23 protein-coding genes are annotated in these 22,862 nt (G+C 63.7%); 14 read left to right on the top strand and 9 right to left on the bottom strand.

What is annotated here, in order from left to right; all coding sequences use genetic code 11:
* Window positions 1-18 precede the first annotated feature (18 nt).
* Entirely contained in the window at window positions 19-1,086 is a 1,068-nt protein-coding gene (locus CDQ91_RS12360; RefSeq protein WP_088473041.1) for a potassium channel family protein, read from the top strand.
* Between the two features lie 13 nt (window positions 1,087-1,099).
* On the opposite strand, the gene CDQ91_RS12355 is transcribed toward CDQ91_RS12360, so the two are convergent.
* Window positions 1,100-1,426: a DUF423 domain-containing protein gene (locus CDQ91_RS12355; protein ID WP_088473040.1), complete on the bottom strand. Its 327-nt coding sequence runs from the start codon at window positions 1,424-1,426 to the stop codon at window positions 1,100-1,102.
* Window positions 1,427-1,545: 119 nt separating this feature from the next.
* On the opposite strand from CDQ91_RS12355, the gene rimO reads away from it, so the two are divergent.
* Both rimO and CDQ91_RS12345 read left to right on the top strand, forming a co-directional pair.
* Window positions 1,546-2,913 carry a 30S ribosomal protein S12 methylthiotransferase RimO gene (rimO, locus tag CDQ91_RS12350; RefSeq protein ID WP_088473039.1) on the top strand — a complete coding sequence of 456 codons (1,368 nt, stop codon included), beginning with the start codon at window positions 1,546-1,548 and terminating at the stop codon, window positions 2,911-2,913.
* Window positions 2,914-3,431: 518 nt separating this feature from the next.
* Window positions 3,432-4,910, top strand: a complete 1,479-nt coding sequence (locus CDQ91_RS12345) for a DUF4403 family protein (RefSeq protein ID WP_088473038.1) — start codon at window positions 3,432-3,434, stop codon at window positions 4,908-4,910.
* Here the strand turns inward: CDQ91_RS12345 and CDQ91_RS12340 are convergent, their stop codons facing one another.
* On the bottom strand, window positions 4,911-5,924 hold the full coding sequence (locus tag CDQ91_RS12340) for an inorganic phosphate transporter (protein WP_088473037.1): 1,014 nt from the start codon (window positions 5,922-5,924) through the stop codon (window positions 4,911-4,913). It abuts the gene before it with no gap.
* A 15-nt stretch (window positions 5,925-5,939) separates the two neighbouring features.
* Window positions 5,940-7,064: a DUF47 family protein gene (locus tag CDQ91_RS12335; protein ID WP_174688504.1), complete on the bottom strand. Its 1,125-nt coding sequence runs from the start codon at window positions 7,062-7,064 to the stop codon at window positions 5,940-5,942.
* A gap of 209 nt (window positions 7,065-7,273) precedes the next feature.
* Here CDQ91_RS12335 and CDQ91_RS12330 point away from each other — a divergent pair, with 209 nt between their 5' ends.
* Window positions 7,274-8,812 (top strand): flavin-containing monooxygenase, encoded by a 1,539-nt coding sequence (locus tag CDQ91_RS12330; protein WP_237245960.1) that lies wholly within the window; start codon window positions 7,274-7,276, stop codon window positions 8,810-8,812.
* An 8-nt stretch (window positions 8,813-8,820) separates the two neighbouring features.
* Here CDQ91_RS12330 and CDQ91_RS12325 read toward each other — a convergent pair whose 3' ends face one another.
* Entirely contained in the window at window positions 8,821-9,003 is a 183-nt protein-coding gene (locus CDQ91_RS12325; protein WP_088473036.1) for a DUF3008 family protein, read from the bottom strand.
* Window positions 9,004-9,066: 63 nt separating this feature from the next.
* On the bottom strand, window positions 9,067-9,909 hold the full coding sequence (locus CDQ91_RS12320) for a DUF3298 and DUF4163 domain-containing protein (RefSeq protein ID WP_088473035.1): 843 nt from the start codon (window positions 9,907-9,909) through the stop codon (window positions 9,067-9,069).
* A gap of 54 nt (window positions 9,910-9,963) precedes the next feature.
* Here CDQ91_RS12320 and CDQ91_RS12315 point away from each other — a divergent pair, with 54 nt between their 5' ends.
* The 3 genes from CDQ91_RS12315 (at window position 9,964) to argC (ending at window position 13,326) form a co-directional block, all read left to right on the top strand.
* The gene (locus CDQ91_RS12315; RefSeq protein ID WP_088473034.1) at window positions 9,964-11,376 is read left to right on the top strand and encodes a leucyl aminopeptidase family protein; all 1,413 of its coding nucleotides are present in this window, start codon (window positions 9,964-9,966) and stop codon (window positions 11,374-11,376) included.
* A gap of 75 nt (window positions 11,377-11,451) precedes the next feature.
* Window positions 11,452-12,396 (top strand): C40 family peptidase, encoded by a 945-nt coding sequence (locus CDQ91_RS12310; protein WP_237245959.1) that lies wholly within the window; start codon window positions 11,452-11,454, stop codon window positions 12,394-12,396.
* Between the two features lie 3 nt (window positions 12,397-12,399).
* Window positions 12,400-13,326, top strand: coding sequence for an N-acetyl-gamma-glutamyl-phosphate reductase (argC, locus tag CDQ91_RS12305; protein ID WP_088473032.1), 927 nt, complete (start codon window positions 12,400-12,402; stop codon window positions 13,324-13,326).
* Between the two features lies 1 nt (window position 13,327).
* Here argC and CDQ91_RS12300 read toward each other — a convergent pair whose 3' ends face one another.
* Window positions 13,328-13,543, bottom strand: a complete 216-nt coding sequence (locus CDQ91_RS12300) for a hypothetical protein (protein ID WP_088473031.1) — start codon at window positions 13,541-13,543, stop codon at window positions 13,328-13,330.
* Window positions 13,544-13,724: 181 nt separating this feature from the next.
* Here CDQ91_RS12300 and CDQ91_RS12295 point away from each other — a divergent pair, with 181 nt between their 5' ends.
* A complete protein-coding gene (locus CDQ91_RS12295; protein ID WP_088473030.1) occupies window positions 13,725-15,068 on the top strand; it encodes a PQQ-dependent sugar dehydrogenase in 1,344 nt (447 codons plus the stop codon).
* A 52-nt stretch (window positions 15,069-15,120) separates the two neighbouring features.
* Here the strand turns inward: CDQ91_RS12295 and dnaN are convergent, their stop codons facing one another.
* Complete coding sequence (gene dnaN / locus CDQ91_RS12290) at window positions 15,121-16,236, bottom strand: DNA polymerase III subunit beta (RefSeq protein ID WP_088473029.1); 1,116 nt, start codon at window positions 16,234-16,236, stop codon at window positions 15,121-15,123.
* 171 nt (window positions 16,237-16,407) lie between these two features.
* Here dnaN and CDQ91_RS12285 point away from each other — a divergent pair, with 171 nt between their 5' ends.
* Window positions 16,408-16,905, top strand: coding sequence for a hypothetical protein (locus tag CDQ91_RS12285; protein WP_088473171.1), 498 nt, complete (start codon window positions 16,408-16,410; stop codon window positions 16,903-16,905).
* A gap of 668 nt (window positions 16,906-17,573) precedes the next feature.
* On the opposite strand, the gene CDQ91_RS12280 is transcribed toward CDQ91_RS12285, so the two are convergent.
* Window positions 17,574-18,458, bottom strand: a complete 885-nt coding sequence (locus tag CDQ91_RS12280) for a LysR family transcriptional regulator (protein ID WP_088473028.1) — start codon at window positions 18,456-18,458, stop codon at window positions 17,574-17,576.
* 152 nt (window positions 18,459-18,610) lie between these two features.
* On the opposite strand from CDQ91_RS12280, the gene CDQ91_RS12275 reads away from it, so the two are divergent.
* From CDQ91_RS12275 to CDQ91_RS12255, 5 genes are all read left to right on the top strand, one after another.
* Window positions 18,611-18,940, top strand: a complete 330-nt coding sequence (locus CDQ91_RS12275) for a UrcA family protein (RefSeq protein WP_088473027.1) — start codon at window positions 18,611-18,613, stop codon at window positions 18,938-18,940.
* A 238-nt stretch (window positions 18,941-19,178) separates the two neighbouring features.
* Window positions 19,179-19,520, top strand: a complete 342-nt coding sequence (locus tag CDQ91_RS12270; protein WP_144036766.1) for a hypothetical protein — start codon at window positions 19,179-19,181, stop codon at window positions 19,518-19,520.
* A gap of 72 nt (window positions 19,521-19,592) precedes the next feature.
* On the top strand, window positions 19,593-20,840 hold the full coding sequence (gene rlmN / locus CDQ91_RS12265) for a 23S rRNA (adenine(2503)-C(2))-methyltransferase RlmN (protein WP_088473025.1): 1,248 nt from the start codon (window positions 19,593-19,595) through the stop codon (window positions 20,838-20,840).
* A 271-nt stretch (window positions 20,841-21,111) separates the two neighbouring features.
* Entirely contained in the window at window positions 21,112-21,570 is a 459-nt protein-coding gene (locus CDQ91_RS12260) for an outer membrane protein (protein ID WP_088473024.1), read from the top strand.
* A gap of 92 nt (window positions 21,571-21,662) precedes the next feature.
* A complete protein-coding gene (locus CDQ91_RS12255; RefSeq protein ID WP_088473023.1) occupies window positions 21,663-21,986 on the top strand; it encodes a YnfA family protein in 324 nt (107 codons plus the stop codon).
* A gap of 147 nt (window positions 21,987-22,133) precedes the next feature.
* Here the strand turns inward: CDQ91_RS12255 and CDQ91_RS12250 are convergent, their stop codons facing one another.
* Window positions 22,134-22,847: an arylesterase gene (locus tag CDQ91_RS12250; protein WP_088473170.1), complete on the bottom strand. Its 714-nt coding sequence runs from the start codon at window positions 22,845-22,847 to the stop codon at window positions 22,134-22,136.
* Window positions 22,848-22,862: the final 15 nt, after the last annotated feature.

Here is a 22,862-nt window from a genome sequence, read left to right as displayed (position 1 = left end):
TTTGGCACAAGAGCGGCAATGAGCCGCAAGCCGTCCGACAAGCTGAAGCTGCAACACCGCTTCAACCCGCTGCGCCGGGCGAGCAAATGGCCGATTTGGGCCGATGTCGTCACGCGCCTCAGCGTCGCCTTTTTGCTGATCGGCATCGTCGTCCTCGTTCACTGGATCGACCGCGCGGGGCTGAAGGACAGCCACGACGGCCAGATCAGCTTCCTCGACGTCGTCTATTTCACGATGATCTCGGTCACCACGACGGGGTTCGGCGACATCGCCCCGGTGTCGGACCGCTCGCGATTGATCGAGGCGGTGATCGTCACCCCGATCCGCATCGCAGTGCTCTTCATTTTCGTCGGCACCGCCTATAATTTCGTCCTCAAACGCACATGGGAAAAATGGCGCATGGCCCGTATCCAGGCAAAGCTCACCAACCATATCGTCGTACTGGGTTTCGGCGTCAGTGGCAGCGAAGCGGTCCGCGAACTCATCGCGCGCGGCACCGACCCTGCCTGTATCGTCGTCATCGACAGCAGCCGCAACCGCGTCAACGCCGCCGAAGCCATGGGATGCAACGTGCTCGAAGGCGATGCGTCGAGTGACGAAACGCTGATCGACGTGCGGATCAGCGAGGCGCAGTCGGTGCTTGTATCGGCGGGCCGCGACGACACCTCGATCCTGATGGTCCTCACCGTGCGCCACCTCGCGCCGCATGTCCCGATCAGCGTCGTCATCCGCACCCAGGACAATGAACTGCTCGCACGGCAGGCGGGCGCGAACAATGTCATCAATCCGGTCAGCTTCACTGGCCTGCTGCTCGCGGGATCGGCGCAGGGCGCGCATGTCGCCGACTATATGGCCGACCTTGCCAGCATCGGCGGCCGTGTCCAGTTGCGCGAACGGCCGGTGAGCGCCGAAGAGATCGGCCGCAGCCTCGACGAGCTCGCCAGCGGCGGACGCGGGCTGCGCATCTATCGCGGCGGCAAGCCCTATGGCTTTTGGGAAGCCGAAGCGCAGCGTCTCGAACATGGCGACCAGGTGGTCGAGGTTGTCCGCTGCGAAGAGTGCGAGGCGAGCGTCCCCGGCGGCTGACCGGCCCCGATGCCTAACCCCGCCAGTAAATCCACGCGGCCCACAGCCATCCGATGATCAGAAACGTGCCGCCAATCGGCGTCACCGCCCCCAGCCAGCGCGGCGCACCCAGCGCCATCGCATAAAGCGTCGCGGCAAACAGAATCGACCCACCGAGCAGCATCGCGGCCGGTCCGCGCGCAACGCCCATGATCGCCAGCGCCGCAACCGCATGGATCAGCTGATACAGCCCGCCGGTGCGCAGCCATTCGGCCTCCTGCTGCCCCGCCGCGCCATGCGCGCCAAACGCCCCCGCCGCGACCGCAATGGCCGCCGAAATCGCCGCAAACACGCCTATCATATGCGATCATCCTTCATCTGCGCGCCCTTACCGTCAGGCCTCGCTTTGTCGCCCTGCTGCATGGCCCCGCGCGCTGCGCGTGACAAGGGCCGCGAAATCGCGTAAAGGCGCGCCCAATCATGGCAACCAAAACCCTTCCCGCCCAGCCGAAAGTCGGCATGGTTTCGCTCGGCTGTCCCAAGGCTTTGGTCGACAGCGAACGGATTCTCACCAAGTTGCGTGCCGACGGCTATGGCCTGTCGCCCGACTATGCGGGCGCCGACGTCGTGCTCGTCAACACCTGCGGCTTCCTCGATTCGGCGAAAGAAGAAAGCCTCGAGGCGATCGGCGAAGCGATGGCCGAAAATGGCCGCGTCATCGTCACCGGCTGCATGGGCAATGAAGCCGACGTCATCCGCGCACGCTTTCCCAACGTCCTCGCGGTCACCGGCGCGCATCAATATGAACAGGTCGTCGACGCGGTCCACGAAGCCGCCCCGCCCACCCAAGGTCCGTTCATCGATCTGGTGCCCGAGGGCGGGCTAAAGCTCACTCCGCGCCATTACAGCTATCTGAAGATCAGCGAAGGCTGCAACCACAGCTGCTCTTTCTGCATCATCCCTGATCTGCGCGGAAAACTCGTCAGCCGCCGCATCGACGCGGTGCTGCGCGAGGCCGAAAAGCTCGTCGCTGCGGGCACCAAGGAACTGCTGGTGATCAGCCAGGACACCTCGGCCTATGGCGTCGACACGCGCCACGATCCGCGCCAGTGGAAGGGCCGCGAAGTCCGCGCCCACATGACCGACCTCGCGCGCGAACTCGGCCAGCTCCAGACCAGCGAAGGCCGCGCCCCATGGGTGCGCCTCCACTATGTTTACCCCTACCCCCACGTCGACGCGGTGATCCCGCTGATGGCCGAGGGATTGCTGACTCCTTATCTGGACATCCCCTTCCAGCATGCGAGCCCGAGCGTCCTCAAGCGCATGAAGCGCCCGGCGAACGAGGCGAAGGTACTCGACCGTCTGAAGAACTGGCGCGCGATTGCGCCCGATATCGCGGTGCGTTCGAGCTTCGTCGTCGGCTTCCCCGGCGAGACCGAGGCCGATTTCCAATATCTCCTCGACTGGCTCGACGAAGCCCAGCTCGACCGCGTCGGCGCCTTCCGCTTCGAACCCGTCGCGGGGGCGCAGGCGAATGCGCTCGACGATCAGGTGCCCGAAGAGGTCAAGGAAGAGCGCTATCAGCGCATCATGGAAAAGACCGCCGCGATCAGCGCCGCCAAGCTCGAAGCCAAGATCGGCCGCACAATGCCCGTGATCATCGACGAAGTCGGTGATGCGGACGAAGACGGCAGCATCGGCGCCACCGGCCGCTCACAGGCGGATGCACCCGAAATCGACGGTCACGTCTATCTGCGCGACGTCGCCGCAACGCTCAAGGCCGGCGATATTGTCGATGTCGAAATCGAGGATGCCGACGAGCATGATTTGTTCGGGGTGGTGGCCTAAACGCCAACCCCGAAAAATCGCTGTCCTACATTATCCCGGCGACATAGCCTTGCGGGATGATCTTGGCCCGCGAAGATAAACAGCGAATTCAGCGTGAAGTTGCGCAGATTTCTGCCGTTTCTTCGACGCTTTCCGTTCCCCGACGAAAGCCGGGGCCCAGAGTGGTAGCGCGAGGCTTGGTTCGCTGGGCCCCGGCTTTCGCCGGGGAACGGGACAAAACCACCAGAACAAACAATTTCAGCGTGAAGTTGCGCAGTTTTCCGCCCTTTCGGAAGCCAGCCCCCCTCCCCCCTTTCGTCACCCCGGACTCGATCCGGGGCCCCGCTCTGCGGCGTCGAAAAGCGGGACCCCGGATCAAGTCCGGGTTGACGAGGCTTGGTCGTGCGGAACGAGTGCAAAATGCGATTTCAGTGTGAAGTTAGTGAGATTTCCGTCACTTTCCGACCAACCCTCCTCGCCAAGGAACGGCTTTACGCATTCGATGTTATAGTAAGTAGAAACCGCAGCAGGGGCACAGCATGCGTTTAGTCCAACTGGCGACCGCGACACTCATCTTGACCGCCGCCCTCACCGCCTGCGACAGCAAGACCGACGTCGCCCCGCCACCACGCGCGACCGATACCGCCCCCTCCCCCACGCAAACCTCGCTGATCGCGGTCCCGATCAACGCCAGCACCGCCTCGCTCAAACAGGCGCTCGAACGCGCGGTGCCGACGACGCTATGGACGATCGACAAGCGCGAGCCCGCCTGCGTCCCGCCGCAACGGGTCAAACTGTTCGGCAAGAAGGTCAAGGTGACCCCGCCGATCGCCTGCACCATCGTCGGGCAGGTGACGCGCGGCCCGCTACGCCTGCGCGGCGAAGGCAGGGAGATCGTCGTCGACGTGCCGATCCACGCGACGATCCGCGCCCGCGACGTCGGCGGGGTGCTGAAGGGCGAGACCGCGACCGGCGCCGCGATGGCGCATGCGCGCATCCGCGTCGAACTCACCCCCGACTGGCGCACCCAGGGCAAGGCGCGGATCAGCTATGGCTGGACCCAACCGCCCGGGATCGATTTCCTCGGCAAGCGTATCACCTTCACCGATGAGGCCGATGCCAAGCTCGCTCCCGTCGTGCGCGACATCGAACGCGAAGTGAGCCGCGAGATCGCGAAGATCGATATCCGCAAACAAGCCTCCGATATCTGGCGGCAGAGCTTCACCGCGCTCGAACTCAACCGCGAAAATCCGCCGGTGTGGATGCGCGTAACGCCGCAGCGCATCCTCTACGGCGGCTATCGGATCGAGGGCCAGCGGATGAACCTCAACCTCGGGCTGGAGGCGATCACCGAAACCTTCGTCTCGGGTCGTCCGACCGACCCCACGCCCACCCCGTTGCCCCGGCTGGTGCACGAAATGCCGCGCCCGCACCTCGACGTGCGCGTGCCGGTGATCGCCGATTATGCCATACTTCAGCCGGTCGTCGACCGCGCACTCGCGAAACGGTCGCAGCGCCCCTTCGTCCTGCCTAAGCTCGGCTCGATGATGGTCAAATTCGGCAAGTCGACCATCTATGGCGCGCCCGGTGGTCGCATCGCGGTCGGGGTCGATGTCGCTGCGAAGCTGGAGACCCGCACGGGAGATCCCACACGCGGCCGCATCTGGATGACCGCGATTCCCGTCAACAGACCGGGCTCGGCCGAGGTCCATTTCAGCAACCTCTCGATCAACGGCGACACCGACGGGGTCGGCGGCGATCTGCTCATCCTGCTCGGCCGAAGCGAAGGCTTCGCGCCGCTGATCGCCGACGCGCTGACCCAGAATTTCGCAAACGATCTCGATAAGTTACAAGGCAAGATCAAGCGCGCGGTGGATCAAAGGCGCGAAGGCCCCTTCGTCATCCGCACCCGCGTCGACAGCTTCGCAATCGGCGAGATCAAGGCCTATGGTAACGGCCTCTACCTGCCCGTGCAGATGGTCGGCGGGGCGAGCGTCGATTATCGGCCGGTGAAGTGATCAGAAGAGCCGCGTCAGTCCGTAAAATGCCGCCGCGACGACCGCGCTCGCCGGGATGGTGATGAACCATGCCGCGACGACATTGCTCGCCACGCCCCATCGCACCGCGCTGGCCCGGCGGGCGACGCCGGCGCCGATGATGCTGCCAGTGATCGTGTGCGTCGTCGATACCGGAATACCGAGCAGGCTGGCGGTGAAGACCATGATCGATCCGCCGGTCGAAGCCGCAAAGCCCTGATGATGCGACAGCTTGGTGATGCGACCGCCCATCGTCTCGATGATCTTCCACCCGCCCGACAGCGTGCCGAGCGCGATGGCAACATAGCAGCTGAACGCGACCCAGTGGGGGATATGGAACTCACCGCCGAGATAGCCGGTCGAATAGAGAAGGACGGTGATGATCCCCATCGTCTTTTGCGCATCGTTGAGCCCGTGGCTGATCGAATAGGCGGCGGACGACAGAAGGTGCAGGCGGCGGAAGGTCTTTTCAGCGAAATTGGCGGTCGCACGGCGCAGCGCCCAGCTGCTGAGCAGCATCACCACCATCGCGAGCATCATGCCGAGCAGCGGCGACAGGAAGATCGCGATGACGGTCTTGTTGAGCCCGGTCCACTCGATCCCCTCAAACCCCGCATGCGCGACGCCCGCACCGACGATGCCGCCGACCAGCGCGTGGCTCGACGACGACGGAATCCCCTTCAGCCAGGTGACAATGTTCCAGAACATCGCGCCGACGAGTGCGCCGAACACGACCGCCGGGGTGACCAGATCCTTGTCGATAATCCCCTTGCCGATCGTTTCGGCGACCTTGTGGAGTTCGGGGAAGATCACCGACAGGAAATAGGCGGCGAAGTTGAAGAAGGCGGCGAACAGCACCGCCTGCACCGGACGCAGCAACCGCGTCGCAACGACGGTCGCAATGCTGTTGGCGGCGTCGTGCAGCCCGTTGAGGAAGTCGAACGCCAGCGCCAGAATGACAAGGCCGACGAGAAGCGGAAGAGCGAGTTCGTGCATGGTGAGCGCCCCCGCTTATGCGTGGTCGATGACCAGACCGTCGATCTCGTTCGCGACATCCTCGAAACTGTCGGTGACGCGCTCGAGATGGCGGTAAATTTCACGGGCGATCAGGAAGTGAACGGTGTTCGACTCCCCATGTTCCTTGAACAGACGGCGCAGGCCCGCGGCGTGGATTTCGTCGGCATGCCCCTCCATCCGCACCAACCGCTCGGTCAGTTCGTGAAGGCGTGCGCCATTGGCGCCGATGTTGCGGAGCAGCGGCAGCGCCTCGGCGGTCAGCCGCGCGGCATCGACGATGATGCCGGCAATGTCGCGCATTTCGGGGTCGAATTCCTTGACGTCGTACAGATCGACCGCGCCCGCGGTCTTCTGCATCTCGTCGATCGCATCGTCCATCGAGGCGATCAGGCTGGTGATCGCGCTGCGGTCGAACGGCGTCAGAAAGGTGCGGCGGACGGTCTGCAGCACTTCGCGGGTAATCGCGTCGGCGTCATGCTCGCGCTCGATGACTTCCTGGATATGGTCGGCCATGCCCTCGCCGCCCTGCAGCATGCGCGACAGGGCGTTGGCGCCGGCGACGAGGGTCGCGGCGTGGCTTTCGAACAGCTCGAAAAAATTCCCCTGTCGCGGCAGCAAACGCTGAAACCATGCGAACATCCAGCTAACCCCTGTCTTCTCTGCTACATTTTGGACGACGCCGCGCGGCGCGGCAACAGCACGAAAGCCGGTGTCACCGAACGAGCGAATCAGCGCCTGAAGATCGGGCTCCTCGACCGCCGCCGCGGCGGCGTCAAAAGAAAACCACTGCCGGTCGCGCTCGTCCATTTCCTTCCATTCGGAAAGTTCGCACGTCACGGCGAGCGGGAAGACCTCGACATTATACATGATCTGCGCGCCATTGGCGCGGCGCTTGCGATATTCATAGCTGCCGATCGCGGTCGGGCAGACGGCGCCCAGTACACCGGCCTCTTCCTCGGCCTCGATCGCAGCCGCGGCGTGGCGCTCCATCCCGGTCAGCGGATTGCCCTTGGGAATCACCCAGCGCTTCGTTTCACGCGACGTGATCAGCAAAATCTCGGTCGGCCCATCCTGCGCGGGGCCCCCGAAACGATAGGGAAGGACAGCGATCTGGCGCAACGGGCTTTATCCTTTCCATGGAATTCAGCGGGGCGGGACGCCCGGCAGCTGATAAAAACGCTACGCCCCTATGACAATATTGTGACAGCGACAAGGATGCTTCACCGCCTCCCCCCTATTCCGCCCCCTACTTTCACCCCTGTCAATTCGATTGCAAAATGAAACGCGGTGCGTAAGCTGTCCGCAAAACATAGCCGGGAGACAGGAATATGGCAGGCACGGCGACGATGGAACGCCCCGCAAACGGAACGGCCGCTCCGGTCGATCAGGATGTACTGATCGTCGGCGCCGGCATTTCGGGTATCGGGATGGCGGCGCATTTGCAGCAATATAGCCCCGATCGCAGTTTTACGCTGGTCGATCGCCGCGCCAATCTTGGCGGGACATGGGACCTGTTTCGCTACCCCGGCATTCGCTCGGACAGTGATATGCATACATTGGGCTTCGTCTTCGAACCGTGGAAGCATGAAAAGGCGATCGCCGACGGCCCCTCGATTCTCGAATATCTCAATCGCATCGTCGATGAGCGTCATATTCGCGAACATATCCGTCTGAGCCAAAAGGTGGTGGGCGCCGATTGGGACAGCGGCACCGCGCGCTGGACCGTGACGATGGAGGATGACAAGGGCGCGACATCGACGACGACCGCGCGCTGGCTGTACCTTGGTGCGGGCTATTATGATTATGACGAGCCGTTCGACGCGCAGTTGGCGGGACGCGAGGATTTCAGGGGCCAGACCATCCACCCGCAATTCTGGCCGAAAAATCTCGATTATAAGGGCAAGAAAATCGTCGTGATCGGCTCGGGTGCCACGGCGGTGACAATCGTTCCCTCGATGGCAAAGGATGCGGCGCATGTAACGATGCTGCAACGTACCCCGACCTGGTACGCGATCCGTCCGGCCAAGGATGGCTTCGCCAATTTCCTGCGCAAGATTCTGCCCGAAAAACTGGCTTACAAAATCACGCGTTTCAAGAATGTGAAGTTACAGGATATCGTCTTCAAAAAGGCCCGCGACAAGCCGCAGAAGGTCAAGGACTTCCTGACCAAGAAGGTCAAGGCCGCACTCGGCGACCGCTATGACGCCGAAGCCTTTACCCCGCCTTATAATCCCTGGGACCAGCGCCTGTGCCTCGTTCCCGACGCCGACCTGTTCGAAGCGATCAAGGCTGACAAGGCCTCGGTCGTGACCGATCACATCGAACGTTTCGACGCTACGGGTATTCAGCTGAAGTCTGGCAAGCATCTCGATGCCGACATCATCGTGACCGCGACGGGCCTGAACCTTGCGGTCGCGGGCAAGATTCCTGTGCGCGTCGACGGCCATGCCGTCGAATGGCATGAGCATTTCTATTATAAGGCGTGCATGTTCTCGAACGTACCGAACTTTTCGGCCGTATTCGGCTATCTCAATGCGAGCTGGACGCTCCGTGCCGACATCGTTTCGGAATATGTCTGCCGCGTGCTCAATCATATGCGCGACACCGCGACCACCGTCGCGACGCCGGCGCTGGCGGACCCGTCAAGCCTCGAAGAAGAAAATGTCTTCGATTTCTCTTCGGGTTATATCCAGCGCTCGCTGCACATCATGCCCAAAAGTACAGTCGCGCTGCCATGGCGGCTCAGCCAGAATTATGTGCAGGATCGCATCGACATGCGGACCGGCGCGATCGACGACGGCGTGCTGACCTTCGGCGGTGCGCGGGCTGCGGTGGCGGCATCGGCGGAACTGCAAGCCGCCGAGTAGCCGGTCCGTCAATCAACATGTTCGGGCTTGCCCTTGGTCGAGCCTTTGGCAAAATCCTCGAGCTGTTTTTCGCTCATGCTTTCGAGCATTTCTTTCGACGCGCCCTTGAGCTTCGATTTGGGCGTGTCACCGCGCTTGGCGCTCAATGCAGCGCCGGCGGCTTTCTGCTGTGCTTTCGATTTGGCTGGCATGACAAATCTCCTGTCTGCCCCCCCTATCTGTGAACAATGTAACCTCTGCCTGCCCGCCCCCGATCATTTGGTGGGAAGAAAGTCGCGCGCGAATTCCTTCTTCACGACGCCCACGACCGCCCGGCTCATCGGCACGTTGATCTTGTAGCTGCCCTCGGCATAGGGGCCGACTTCATAGGGTGCGATCGCAACGGTCAGCCGGTCGAGATAGCGCCCGTCGGACGAGCCCAGCCAGATCGTCTGCGCCGATGCGGGTGGGCATTTGGCGAACGGGCTGTCGGGTTCCTCGGGAAGTGCGATCCCCCTCGCCGCCTTCTCGCGCGCGATCGCTGCGCAGAAATCGTCGCGGATTGCGGCATCGAACGCCGCGCCGCTGGTAAAAAGGTCGAGCGGCTTAAGCTGGATGCCGCGATTACGGTCCCAGATCAAGCTGTCGAAACCGGTCATCCCATGCGCGCCGCCGGTATAGGTCTGAATCTCGCTCGACAGACTGAGAAAGCGCGGGGTGTCGGTGACCTTTTCCCATTTCTGTAAATGGGTGTGGGCGCGATAGGGAAAGCCCTCCTTTTTGGCCCCCGCCTGATCGCGCTCGGCCGCCGCGACGAGCGCGGAACGTTTCGTCGCGCGGTCATTGTCGAGCCATGCCGCGAGTTTCGGGATCTGCGCCGCCTCAGCGGGATAGCCATAGGCGAATTCGAGCAGATCGCTGTTTTCCTTCACGTCGGATGCGGGGGCATTTTTCGCGGCAAGATCGCCCGCCCCGCCAGGAGGAGCCCCGGGGACCGCGGCAGCCGCTGCCTTGTCGACCTGACTGGCCGGAGCGTCGCTTTCGCCCGAGCAGGCGGCGAGAAGAAGGATGCCCGGCAGGACCAAAGCGCGGCTGAGGGGGAGGTTTGCTACTGTCATGCTGCCATAACTCCGGGAATCGACAAAGTTTCCCGGCAGGCCTAGCAGAAAATCATGATCGACTATTCCGACATGATTCAGCCCGACAAGGGGCAGGACGCCCGCACTATCCATCTCGTCGACAAGCAAGGCTATCACGAATGGCTGACGGGACGTAACGCCCGCGAGCGCGCCCACCTCGCCGCAGTCGGTTTCAGGCCCGACGCTTTCGTCCACGCGATCTTGCCCGGCGACGACCCCGAAAAATGGGCGGTTGTCACCACGGTCGCCAACGTCGACACATTGTCCGCTTGGTGCCTCGCCAAGCTAGGGCAAATTCTTCCCGAAGGTCGCTATCGCCTTGAAGGCCGACAACCAGGCAAGGCCTTGTTCGGATGGATGAGCGCGCAATATCGCTTCGACGCCTATCGATCCAAGGCCGACATAAAAGGGCCACGCGTCCTGCTGACCAGCGACGTCGGCGCAATCGCGCCGACGGTGGCAGAAGTACGCGCGGCCGCGCTCGTCCGCGACCTCGTCAACACCCCCGCCGCCGACATGGGACCGGCGGCGATCGAAAAGGAAGCCGAACGCATCGCCAAGGCGCAAGGCGGCAAGCTGACCGTCACCAAGGGCGAGGCGCTGGAACAAGGCTATCCGATGATCCACGCGGTCGGGCGCGCCGCGGCGAAGCATCACGCACCACGGCTGATCGAAATTGTCTGGGGCAAGGAAGATCACCCCCGCGTCGCGCTGGTCGGCAAGGGGATCAGCTTCGACAGCGGCGGGCTCGACATCAAGCCTGCATCGGGCATGCGGCTGATGAAGAAGGACATGGGCGGCGCCGCACATGCCCTTGCGCTCGCCGAACTTGTGATGGCGTCGGGCCTGCCGGTCCGCCTCCACTGTCTGATCGCAGCAGCGGAAAATGCGATTTCGTCGGACGCCTTCCGCCCCGGCGACGTAATCAAAAGTCGGCTCGGGCTCACGGTCGAGATTGGCAACACTGACGCCGAGGGCCGATTGGTGCTGGCCGATGCGCTGGCGAAGGCGGGCGAGGACAAGCCCGAGCTGATTCTCGATTTCGCGACGCTGACCGGCGCCGCGCGCACCGCGCTCGGCCCCGACCTGCCCGCGCTTTTTGCCAATGACGATGCCCTCGCCGCCGATGTGCTGGCGGGCGGGACCGAGCGCGACGATCCGCTGTGGCGGATGCCGCTGTGGGATGGCTATGCCGATTTGCTCGAAACTGACATCGCAGACCTGGGCAATGCGGGGAGTTCGCCCTTTGCCGGGTCGATAACTGCGGCACTGTTCCTCAAGCGCTTTGTTCCCGGCGATACGCTCTGGGCGCATTTTGACACCTTCGCCTGGCGTCCGTCGGCAAAACCCGGGCGGCCCAAGGGCGGCGCGGCCTTGGGGCTGCGCGCCGCCTGGGCGATGTTGCAGGCACGCTATGACCGCCGCGGCCGCAGTGAAGCTTCTTGATAAAGCGCCGCCTGCTGGTCTAATGGCGCGCGATTATCCGTCAGCGGCGGACCACCGGCATATACAGGACGGCAAGTGACAGCGGAGACAGGCGAACATTCAGCGGCGAACCGCGTGCGCATGGGGCGCCCCGCTGCAGCGGGTGCTGGCCGCGGCCGCTTTGGCCTGACGGGCACGTCGCAAATCTATGATCCGCGCATCGTCGCGATCCGCCCCGACCTTGCCGATATTGCCGTCGCCGGTCAGCATTTCGCACCGCATTATGCCGCGCCGATGATGCGCAGCGGCGTCCTGCCCGCCGCATCTTTGCGCGCCTCGCCATCGCTCGAGGCCGAGCAGACGAGCGAGCTGTTGTTCGGCGAAGGCTTTGCCCTGCTCGACCTGACCGGCGGCTGGGCGTGGGGCTATTCCCTCCCCGACCATTATGTCGGCTATCTCGCCGCCGAAGCGCTGGGAACGCCGATCGCGCCGACCCACCGCGTCGGAATGAGCGAAGCGATGCTGCATGGCGCGCCCGATGCCGCGAGCGGCGGCCCCGGCGTGCTGCCGCGCGGCGCACTGGTGATGGGCGAGGAACAGGGCGAATGGCTCGCGACCGCGCACGGCTTCCTCCCGCTGGCCGCGATGGTTGAGGTTGGGGTGCAGCACGCCGATCCCGCCGCCATCGCCGAAGAAATGATCGGCACGCCCTATGCGTGGGGTGGCCGCACCCCGAAGGGCGTCGATTGTTCGGGACTCGTCCAGCTCGCGTGGGGCGCCGCGGGCGTCCAGTTGCCGCGCGACAGCGATTTGCAACTCGCCTCGCTCGCCGCCGACAAGGATGTCGCGCCCGCTGATCTGGCGCGTGGCGATCTGGTTTTCTTCCCCGGCCACGTCGGCATCATGGCCGACGACCGGCATATCATTCATGCAAGCCGACGATGGATGGCGGTCAAAAGCGAACCGCTCGCCGACGTGATCGCACGATCGGCGGCCAAGGACCATGATCCGCCGGTTTCCGGCTATAAACGACTGAAATAATCCATGACTTATAATGTATTCATCGACGGCGCGGCGGGAACGACGGGCCTGGAAATCGCCGAGCGGCTGTCCGGCCGGAGCGAATTTGCCCTCATCACCCTCGACGAAGCGCGCCGCAAGGATGCCACCGCACGGCGCGAGGCGCTGAACAGCGCCGATTTCGTCATCCTGTGCTTGCCCGACGATGCCGCGCGCGAAGCCGTGGCGATGATCGACAATGACCGCACGCGGGTAATCGACGCCTCGACCGCGCACCGCGTCGCTCCGGGCTGGATCTATGGTTTCCCGGAAGTTAGCGGGCATGATGCCGTCGCCGAAGCGATGCGCGTTTCCAACCCGGGCTGCTATTCGACCGGTTTCATCGCTCTGATCGCGCCGCTCGTCCGGGCAGGTCTCCTCCCCGCCGACTGGCCCTATATTTGCCACGCCGTCAGCGGCTATTCGGGCGGGGGCAAGGCGCTGATCGAACGCTTCGAGAGTGACAGTGACATTGCGTGGCGCGGCTATGCCCTGCAGCTTGGCCACAAGCATGTGCCCGAGATGCAGGCACGCTGCGGCCTGACCATCGCGCCGCTTTTCTCGCCCGCAGTCGTTGCGGCACATCGCGGTATGGTGGTCGAAGTGCCGCTGCATTTGGCCGCCATGTCGGGTGCCGGATCACCGGATGCACTGCGCGACGCGCTTGCCAAATTCTACGCTGGCAGCCCCGTCGTGGTCATGGGCGAACCGCCCGCTGACGGTGAAATGTTGCTGCGCGCATCCAGCAAGGGCAGCGACCTGCTGGAGCTGTTCCTGTTCGGCGACGCTGACGGCAGTCAGGCACGCCTCGTCGCGCGGCTCGACAATCTGGGTAAGGGCGCGAGCGGCGCCTGCGTCCAGAATCTCAACATCATGGCGGGATTGCCCGAGACGGCCGGGCTGCAGCTCTGATTCAGTGCACCGTGTCGAGTATGGTTTCGACCGACAAATAGGTGATCAGCCGCTCGATCTGGCGCCAGCGCGCGAAATGCACATGGTTGCCGAGCACGCGATATTGCTCGGCGCGGGCGGCGGCGGCGAAGCCCGCTTCCTCGCCATGCTGGTCGATCAGCATATGGGCGTCTTCGACCGCCGTGCGGTCGGCAAGAAAGGGCGCTGGCAGCTGCATGAATCCCGGTCCGTTGCGTCGAACCTCACCCTTAGACCCGTGCCCTCACCGCCCCGTTCCCAACCGTAATGAACAAATGGGTAAGGTTAATTGGGAGAGGATTGACGTTAACCGTCTTCCGATAGCGACGGGGCATGTTTCGCCCCTTTGCCGCCGCGCCATCGCCGTGTAGACAGGGATCATGCGCAAGATCCTGAAATATACCGCCCTCGCCCTGTTGCCGATCGCAGTTGCGGGAGGCGTCACGCTTTACGTCATGTCGCGGCCCGACGTCGCGCGCTTCTCGACCGCCGAACTTAGCGGCCGCGTGCCGGTAATGGCGTCGCAGCGCACCGAGACATTCCCGACGATCAACGTCCCCGAGGCAACAAGCTGGCCCGCGGGGCAGGCGCCGCGCGCCGCCGAAGGCCTGGCGGTCGCCCGCTTTGCAGAAGGGCTCGACCATCCGCGCAATATGCTCGTCCTGCCCAATGGCGACGTGCTGGTTGCCGAGGCGCAGAGCCCGCCGCGCGATACATCGGGGGTCGAGGGCAAGATCATGGGCAATCTGATGAGCAAGGGCGGCACGGGTCGCCGCCCGTCGGCGAACCGCATCACCCTGCTCCGCGACGCCGACGGCGATGGCAAGGCGGAGGTCAAGACCGCCTATCTCACCGGCCTCAACTCACCCTATGGCATGGCACTGGTCGGCAACACGCTATACGTCGCCAACACCGACGCGCTGCTTGCCTTCCCCTATGTCGCCGGCGAGACGCAGATGAGCGGCAAGTCGGAAAAGATCGTTGACCTGCCCGCGAAGGGCACCAACCGTCACTGGACCAAAAGCCTCGCTGCCGCGCCCAATGGCTGGCTCTACATCGGGGTCGGCGCCGATTCGAACATCGGCGAAAAAGGCATGGGCAATGAGGTTCGCCGCGCCAGCATCCTCGAAGTGCGGCCCGAACAAAAATATATGCGCACCTTCGCCGCTGGCATTCGCAACCCCGTCGGGCTCGGCTTCTACCCGGACGGCGGGCGGCTGTGGACCGTCGTCAACGAGCGCGACATGCTGGGAAGCGATCTGGTTCCGGACTATCTGACCGACGTCACCGAGGGCGATTTCTATGGCTGGCCCTGGTATTATTGGGGCGGCGTCATCGATCCGCGGGTCGAGCCCGAGGGCGAGGATCGCCGCCAATATGTCAAGCGCCCCAAATATGGGCTGGGCGCGCACACCGCGCCGCTGGGGATGACCTTTACGCAGGGCCTCGACCTTGGCGACCGCTGGGCGAATGGCGCGCTGGTTGCGCTGCACGGATCATGGAACCGCGAGCCCGTCGCGGGTTACAGCGTCATATTCGTCAAGTTCGGCGCCAACGGCAGGCCCGTCGATGCGCTGCCGGTCACGCTGCTCGACCAGTTCCTCGCCAAGGACGGCAAGACGACCCGCGGCCGTCCGGCCGATGTGAAGGTCGCGAAGGATGGCAGTGCGCTGGTTGCGGATGATACCGGCGGGGTGATCTGGCGGGTTACGAAGACCGGATAAGAAAAGGCCCCGCAACTGCGGGGCCTTTTTTGTTTCGCCTTGTATCGGGTTTCTAGACCCGCATCGGCATCAGCACGTAGAGCGCCGGGCTCTTTTCGCTTTCGCGGATCAGCGTCGGGGCGTTGGCATCGGCCAAGTGCAGTTCGACCGTGTCGCCGTCGACCTGCCCCAGAATGTCGGACAGATAGCGGGCGTTGAAGCCGATCTCCATCGCCTCGCTGTCATAGACCGCCGCGACCTCTTCGGCCGCAGTGCCGTTTTCGGGACTGGTCACCGACAGGGTGATGCGGTCCTTGTCGAGGCCGACCTTGACCGCGCGGGTCTTTTCGCTGGCGATCGTCGAGACGCGGTCGACGCCCTGAAACAGGCTCTTCGGATCGACCTTGAGCAGCTTGTCGTTCGCGGTCGGAATGACGCGGCTGTAATCGGGGAAAGTGCCGTCGATCAGCTTCGAGGTCAGGATTGCATGCCCGAGCTGGAAACGGATCTTCGTCGCCGACAGGCTGATTTCGACATTGCCTTCGGCCTCATCGAGCAGCTTGCGGATTTCGGCGACGCATTTGCGCGGGACGATGACGTCGGGCATCGCCGACGCGCCTTCGGGGCGGGTAACGGTGTAGCGCGCGAGGCGGTGGCCGTCGGTCGCCGCGGCCTTCAGCACCGGACCCGATGCGTCCTCGGCGACGTGCAGGAAAATGCCGTTTAGGTAATAGCGCGTTTCTTCGGTCGAGATGGCGAAGCGCGTCTTGTCGATGATCTGGATCAGTTCGGCGACCGGCAGTTCGAAATTGGTCGGCAGGTCGCCTTCGGCGATCACCGGGAAATCGTCGCGCGGCAGCGTCGGCAGGTTGAAGTTCGAACGGCCGGCCTTGACCTGCATCTTGCCGTCGGCAGCGGCGAGGCTGACCTCGGCGCCCTCGGGCAGCTTGCGGGCGATTTCGAAAAGCGTGTGCGCCGATACGGTGGTGGTGCCCGGGGTTTCGACCTTGGCCGCGATGGTTTCGACGACCTGCAAATCGAGGTCGGTCGCCATCAATTTCAGCTGGCCCGACGCGTCGGCTTCGATCAGGACGTTCGAGAGGATGGGAATCGTATTGCGCCGTTCGACCACCGACTGGACGTGGCCGAGGCTTTTCAACAACACTGCGCGTTCGATCGTCGCTTTCATTCTAATCCGCCATCCTGTGTTTCGTGCGGGAGAAGTCCCTGGAGGGGCGGATACCCAAGCGATTCGGCGCCCCGATTCCCTGCCCCTGAAAATGTCCACCTTCCTTAACGTACGCGTCGCGCCGTGCAAGCCATGCTTGCAATGCATGCCCATTCGCGCGAACGAGGCGCGATGCGGCGCGCCCTGCCCTTTTTCGCCCTTTTGGCAGCGGTTCCAGCCGTAACGCTCGCCGCGTCGCCAACCGCGCTCGGCATTTTCGGCGACTGGGGCGCGTTTCGCGATCCGGCGACCCCGCGCTGCTATGCCATCGCCGCGCCATCCGCGACGATCGGGACGCCGCAGATCAAGGCCTATGCCAGCGTCGGCACCTGGCCAAAAGCACGCATCCGCGGCCAATTTTATGTCCGCCTGTCGAAAGCGCGCGCACCGAATCGCGAATTGCGCCTGACGATCGGCGACCGCCGCTTCATCCTGACCGGCAATGGCGCGCACGGCTGGGCAAGCGATGCGCGGATGGACGCCGCGATCGTCGCCGCGATGCGATCGGCGCCGAGCATGCGCGTTCAGAGTGGCACGGCGGGCGGTGGGGCGATCACCGACACCTATCGGCTGCGCGGCGCGGCGACGGCGATCGACGCCGCGGCATTGGGGTGCGCCTCGATCCGCTGAGGCGGTTTCGAGAAGTGGCAGAATTCTGCGTAACTTCATTCGCGATTCCCGTTCCGCGGGCAGCTTCCAGCCCGCTCCCCCGGCGAACGCCGGAGTCCGGAAACGGCGGGTAGGCGCCAAGGGTATGGGCCCCGGCTTTCGCCGGGGAACAGGATGAAGTGGCCAAGGGAATCGCCCGGAAAACTGCGCAACTTCATTCTGAAAGCCAATCCTAATCGTCACCCCGGACTTGATCCGGGGTCCCGCTCCGCGACGCCCGAAAGCGGGACCCCGGATCAAGTCCGGGGTGACGAAGGAGGGGGTTGCGGATTTCCGTCGAAAGGGCGGAATTCTGCGCAACTTCATTCAGGAATCGCGACTCCACGCGCTGTATTTCCCGGATCGCCATCCCGGGCTTGACCCGGGACCCGCCTGCCTTTGGTGTATGCCGCCAAAACAAGGCAGGCCCCGGGTCAAGCCCGGGGTGAAGAGAGGGCTGGTTGGCGCTGGGCGATGGAAAACTGCGTAACTTCACTCCGGAATCGCATATTCTGCCCGCACCGGCACCCGCCCTGTCCGGCGCGAGGAAGAATGGGAAAGGGGTGTGGCGGGCCATGGCCGACAAGGCTAGATCGGCCGAATATTGTAGGACAGCGATTTCTGAGTGGTGGGGCCAGTCGCCGTCCTTGCTACTTCTCCCGCGCCAGCTTCGTCAGTTCAGCCGCGATGAAGTCGAGGACCAGGCGGACGCGCGGCACATGGCGCAGCCGTTCGTGGGTGAGCAGCCACAGGCCTGTGGTGTCTTCGCTTTTGGGCGGAATGCAGCGGATGAGATCGGGTTCGCGGTCGGCGATGAAGGCGGGCAAGATGGTGAGGCCCATGCCCGAGCGGACACCCGCGAGCAGGCCGGTTCCGCTATCATATTGCATCACCACCGATGTCTCGAGCCCATATTGCCGCAGCCAGGCCTGATAGGGTTCCCAGACTCCGCCGCCGCCGCCGATGAAGGGGTGGGCGGCAAGTTCCGCGCGGCTGTGCGGGATGCCGTGCCGGTCGGCATAATCGCGGCTGCAATAGAGGGTCCAGGGATTGTCGGCGATGCGCCGCCCGACGAGGCCCGCACCGGCGGGCTGTTTGCTGCTGCGGATCGCAATGTCGGCCGCGCCGGCGGCCAGATCGCGCGGTTCGTCGGCGGTGTCGAGGTGGATATGGATGCCGGGGTGCGCGGCGCGAAGATCGCGCAGGATCGGCGGCAGGATCGTCACCGCGAAAATTTCCATCGCCGTCAGGCTGACCGTACCGCCCGCGTCGCGCGACCGGGCGCCTGCCGCTTCGCCGAAACGGTCGGCCGCATCGCGAACCGCGACGGCGCTCGCCATCATCGCCTCGCCCACCGGGGTCAGCGCATAGCCCGCCTGTCGCCGCTCGAAGAGGTTGAGGCCGGTCGCCTGCTCCAGAGCGGCCACGCGGCGCGCCACCGTCGTCTGGCTGACGCGCAGGGTCTGCGCCGCGGATAGCGTGCTGCCTGTCTCCGCCACCGCGAGAAAGGCTTTAAGGTCGTTCCAGTCGTACATGGCGTCTTGTGCGTCATAATCGTCTTTGGCTCATTCTGCAATTTTGCAGAATGGTCGCGCAACATCGTTGCTCCTTTCGCTCCGCGCGATCGATTATCTGGTGTGTCACCGGCTTCCTCCCCTCCTGCTTAGCCGGCCGATGGAGACACAAGATGAAAAAGCTTTTGATCCTCGCCGCCCTGACTGCCGCTTCCTTTGGCCAGCCAGTGCTCGCCCAGCCTGCGCCCGCGAACCCGAGCATGATCGTGCAGCATAAAGACCTCGACCTGCGAACCGAGGCAGGTGCCCGGACGCTCGACCGCCGGATATGGCGCGCCGCCGTTGCGGTGTGCGGATCGGCGTCGGATTTCGATCTCGCAGGCCAGAATGATGTCCGGCATTGCCGCAACGAGACGCGGACCCTTGCCTCGGCACAGGCCGAAATGGTGATTGCCAATGCATCGCACGGTCAACCCATTCGCGTCAGCTCGATCCAGAAATAGTCGATATGCTCGCCTGGTGGCCGAGGCGCGGCAGCGATCGGTCGCCGGATGTGCGATATCCTGGCGGCGCGGGCTATTCTGGCGATCCTTCGACAACTAAATTGACGGTGACGCGTGTCGGCACTTGCCGAAATGCTGGATATAGGCTCATGATCCACCGCAAGCCGATGTGGCAGATGACAGACCCGAAATGGGCGCGTCACTTCGGCGGGTACGGATGGAGAAGGAAGCCTGTCAGATGAATATTGTCAGCCAGAATGAACTATGCCCGCGCGAGAAGCACCGGACGCTGGAGTTCATCGGCCTGCGTTCGCACGCAACGACCGTCGGGTTGATCCAGTTGTGCGAAGAATTGCTGACTGCCGGAATTTTGGACGGCGCGGCGCTGCAGCGGATCAAGGATGCGATCCGCATGGAACTGACCGTCGGCAATGCACGCATTTCGAATCAGCCGACCTTTGACGCGACGCTGCGACGCCGGCTCGATGCGATTTTCCCGCATGTGGCCGATGAGGACCGCACCCAGGTCGGAACGGTCGAGGAACTGGAAGACGCGTTGGAGACCTATCACGGGGCCTGACGCGCGGACGAACGGGCGGAGGCGCAGCGCGCAATTGCGCTGACGCCGCTTCGCGACTATAGGGCCGACATCATGCAGATCCCCGGCCATATCGACCCCGTCACGACGGGCACCGTTCCCCTGCGCGGGGGCAACCGCATCGACCTTGTCGGATTGACCCGCGACGCCATCGGCGGCGTGCTGGTCGAGGCCGGGCTTGACGCCAAGGCCGCGAAGCTGCGCGCCAAGCAGATCTGGCACTGGATCTACCACCGCGGGGTCACCGATTTCGAGGCGATGACCGACATCGCCAAGACGATGCGCCCGTGGCTGACCGACCGTTTCATCATCGGCCGCCCGACGGTGCGCGAGGCGCAGGTGTCGAACGACGGCACGCGCAAATGGCTGCTCGCCGCCGCCGACGGCCAGGAATATGAAATGGTCTTCATCCCCGACGCCGATCGGGGAACGCTCTGCGTGTCGAGCCAGGTCGGCTGCACGCTCAATTGCCGTTTCTGCCACACCGGAACGATGCGCCTCGTCCGCAACCTCGCCGCGGGCGAGATCGTCGGACAGGTGATGCTGGCGCGCGACGAACTGGGCGAATGGCCCAAGGGCACGATGGCGGGCTTTGGACCCGATCCCGAAGAGGACGACGGCGACGAAGAGGGCGGTCATTACACCGCCGACGGCCGCATCCTGACCAACATCGTGATGATGGGCATGGGCGAGCCGCTGTATAATTTCGACGAAGTCAAAGGCGCGCTCAAGATCGTCATGGACGGCGACGGCCTGGCGCTGTCGCGGCGCCGGATCACCCTGTCGACCAGCGGCGTCGTGCCGATGATGGCGCGCGCGGGCGAAGAAATTGGCGTCAATCTCGCGGTCTCGCTCCACGCGGTGTCGAAGGAAATCCGCGACGAGATCGTGCCGCTGAACCGCAAATATGGCATCGAGGAATTGTTGCAGGCGTGCGCCGATTATCCTGGCGCCGGCAATTCGCGGCGCATCACCTTTGAATATGTGATGCTGAAGGACAAGAATGACAGCGACGACGATGCACGCGAGCTCGTCCGGCTGATCAAGCAATATGGCCTGCACGCGAAGGTAAACTTGATCCCCTTCAACCCCTGGCCCGGCGCGATGTATGAATGTTCGTCACCCGAGCGGGTGCGTGCGTTCAGCAATCTGATTTTCAAGGCGGGGATTTCGGCGCCGGTTCGCACCCCGCGCGGGCGCGACATCATGGCCGCCTGCGGTCAGCTGAAGAGCGCGGCGACCAAGCCGACCCGCGCCGAACTCGACCGCATCGCCGAGGAAAAGCAGGCGGCGCTCGGCTAAGCCTTCGAGTCGCCATCCCGGCGAATAACGGGCCTCCATCACCGCGTAAAATTGCCCCGGCGAGCTTCTCTTTCGCCGGGACCGAGGTCCCATGCGCCTGTTATTCGGCCCATTGCGCCAGCGCATACCTATGCTGTGTTGTAAAATTAACACAGGTAAGAAAATTGTCACAATCTGAACGATCCATTCATTGAAGCGACAGCCGAAAACGCCATTTAGGGGCCGGACCGCGACCCAAAGGGCGTGGCCAAGTCAGAGTGAAGGAATAAAAATGAAAAAATTCGCAGTTGCAGCCGCTCTCCTGTCGGCCATTGTTGCAACCCCGGCCCTGGCTGCTGATGGTGGCGAAGCTCGCGTCGAAGTGCGCGGCGGCTACATCACCGGCGGCGGCCTCGACGATGCCACTGCTGGCGTCGCTGCAGGTTATGATTTCGACCTCGGCTCGACCGCATTCGCGGGCGCCGAAATCGCTGGCGACAAGGTTCTCGCCGACGGTTACAAGGTTCAGTTCTCGGCTGGCGGCCGCGCTGGTGCCAAGGTTGGCGCCAACGGCAAGGCCTATGTCAACGCCGGTTACACCTTCGGCCAGATCGACGATCCCTATGTCGGTGCAGGCTACCAGCACAAGCTGGGCCAGAACCTGTACGGCAAGGTTGAATATCGCCACCAGTTCATCGAAAACTTCAGCGACTTCGACACCTTTGCTGTCGGCCTCGGCATGGCTTTCTGATCCTTCGGACAGAAACTGAAACAGGAAGGGGCGGTCCATCGGGCCGCCCCTTTTTGTTTGCGCTTACCGCGCGGTGACGCCAACAGCAGCGGATGACAGCATTTGCCTATATCGGCGCCGCGCTCGCCGAAATTGCCGGTTGCTTCGCCTTTTGGGCGTGGCTGCGGATGGACAAGTCGGTGTGGTGGATCGCGCCGGGAATGGCGTCGCTGGCGCTGTTCGCTTATCTGCTGACGCTGGTCGATGCCGAACATGCCGGACGCACTTACGCCGCCTATGGCGGGGTCTATATCGTGTCGGCGCTGATCTGGCTGTGGGCGGTCGAGGGGGCCAAGCCCGATCGCTGGGATGTGATCGGTGCAGCTGTCTGTCTGGGCGGCGCGGCGATCATATTGTTCGGGCCGCGCGGGGGCTGATACCTTCAATCCTCCCTGTCGCGTAGCGATGGGGAGGTGGCAGCGGCAAGACCGCTGACGGAGGAGCTTTGGCGCTGGCGTCGCAGCCCCTCCCCCACCGCTTCGCGGCGGTCCCCCTCCCCATGCCTGCGGCACAGGGAGGATTTATCATTGCGTATTCGGCAGCGCCTGTTCGACCAGCGGCGCCAGTCCCTCCGCGATCACCGTCACCCCTTTGGCATTGGGGTGCATATTGTCGGCGAGCATCAGTTTTTTATCGGTGACGACATTGTCGAGGATGAAGGGGTAGAAGCTCACGCCATATTTCCCGGCAAGGTCGGAATAAATCGGGTTGAACGCCTTGGCATAGTCGTTGCCGAGGTTCGGCGCCGCGACCATGCCGGTCAGCAGCACAGGAATCTCGCGCTTCTTGAGTTCGGCCAGCATCGCGTCGAGATTGGCGCGTGTCTGGTCGGGGCCGATTCCGCGCAGCATGTCGTTGCCGCCGAGTCCCAGCACGACGAGCGCCGGCTTCGTCTTTGCATTGTCGAGCACATAGGTCAGGCGCTGGCGCCCGGCCGCGGTGGTGTCGCCCGACACACCGGCATTCTGCACCCGCGCGACGACGCCATCCTGGGTCAGTGCCGCCTGCAATTGCGGGGCGAGGCCTTCCTTTGGAGCAAGCTGATAGCCGGCATAGAGACTGTCACCAAAGGCAATGACGAGCGGCGCGTCGGCGGGGATCGCGGGCCCAGCCTTCGCTGCGGCCTTGTCATTGGTCGAAGCCGATGGCGTCTCCGCCGATCCGCACGCAGCAAGCGGTTGGCAAAGCGCGATGGCGCAACCATATAAAGCGCAAGAGCGCCATCCGGCCGTTCTCATTTCCAAAGGGTCCTT

This window comes from Sphingopyxis witflariensis, assembly GCF_002205635.1.
Classification (GTDB): Bacteria; Pseudomonadota; Alphaproteobacteria; order Sphingomonadales; family Sphingomonadaceae; genus Sphingopyxis; species Sphingopyxis witflariensis.
The sequence above is the reverse complement of the archived record's forward strand: the minus strand, read 5'-3'. Positions and strand labels throughout refer to the sequence as shown.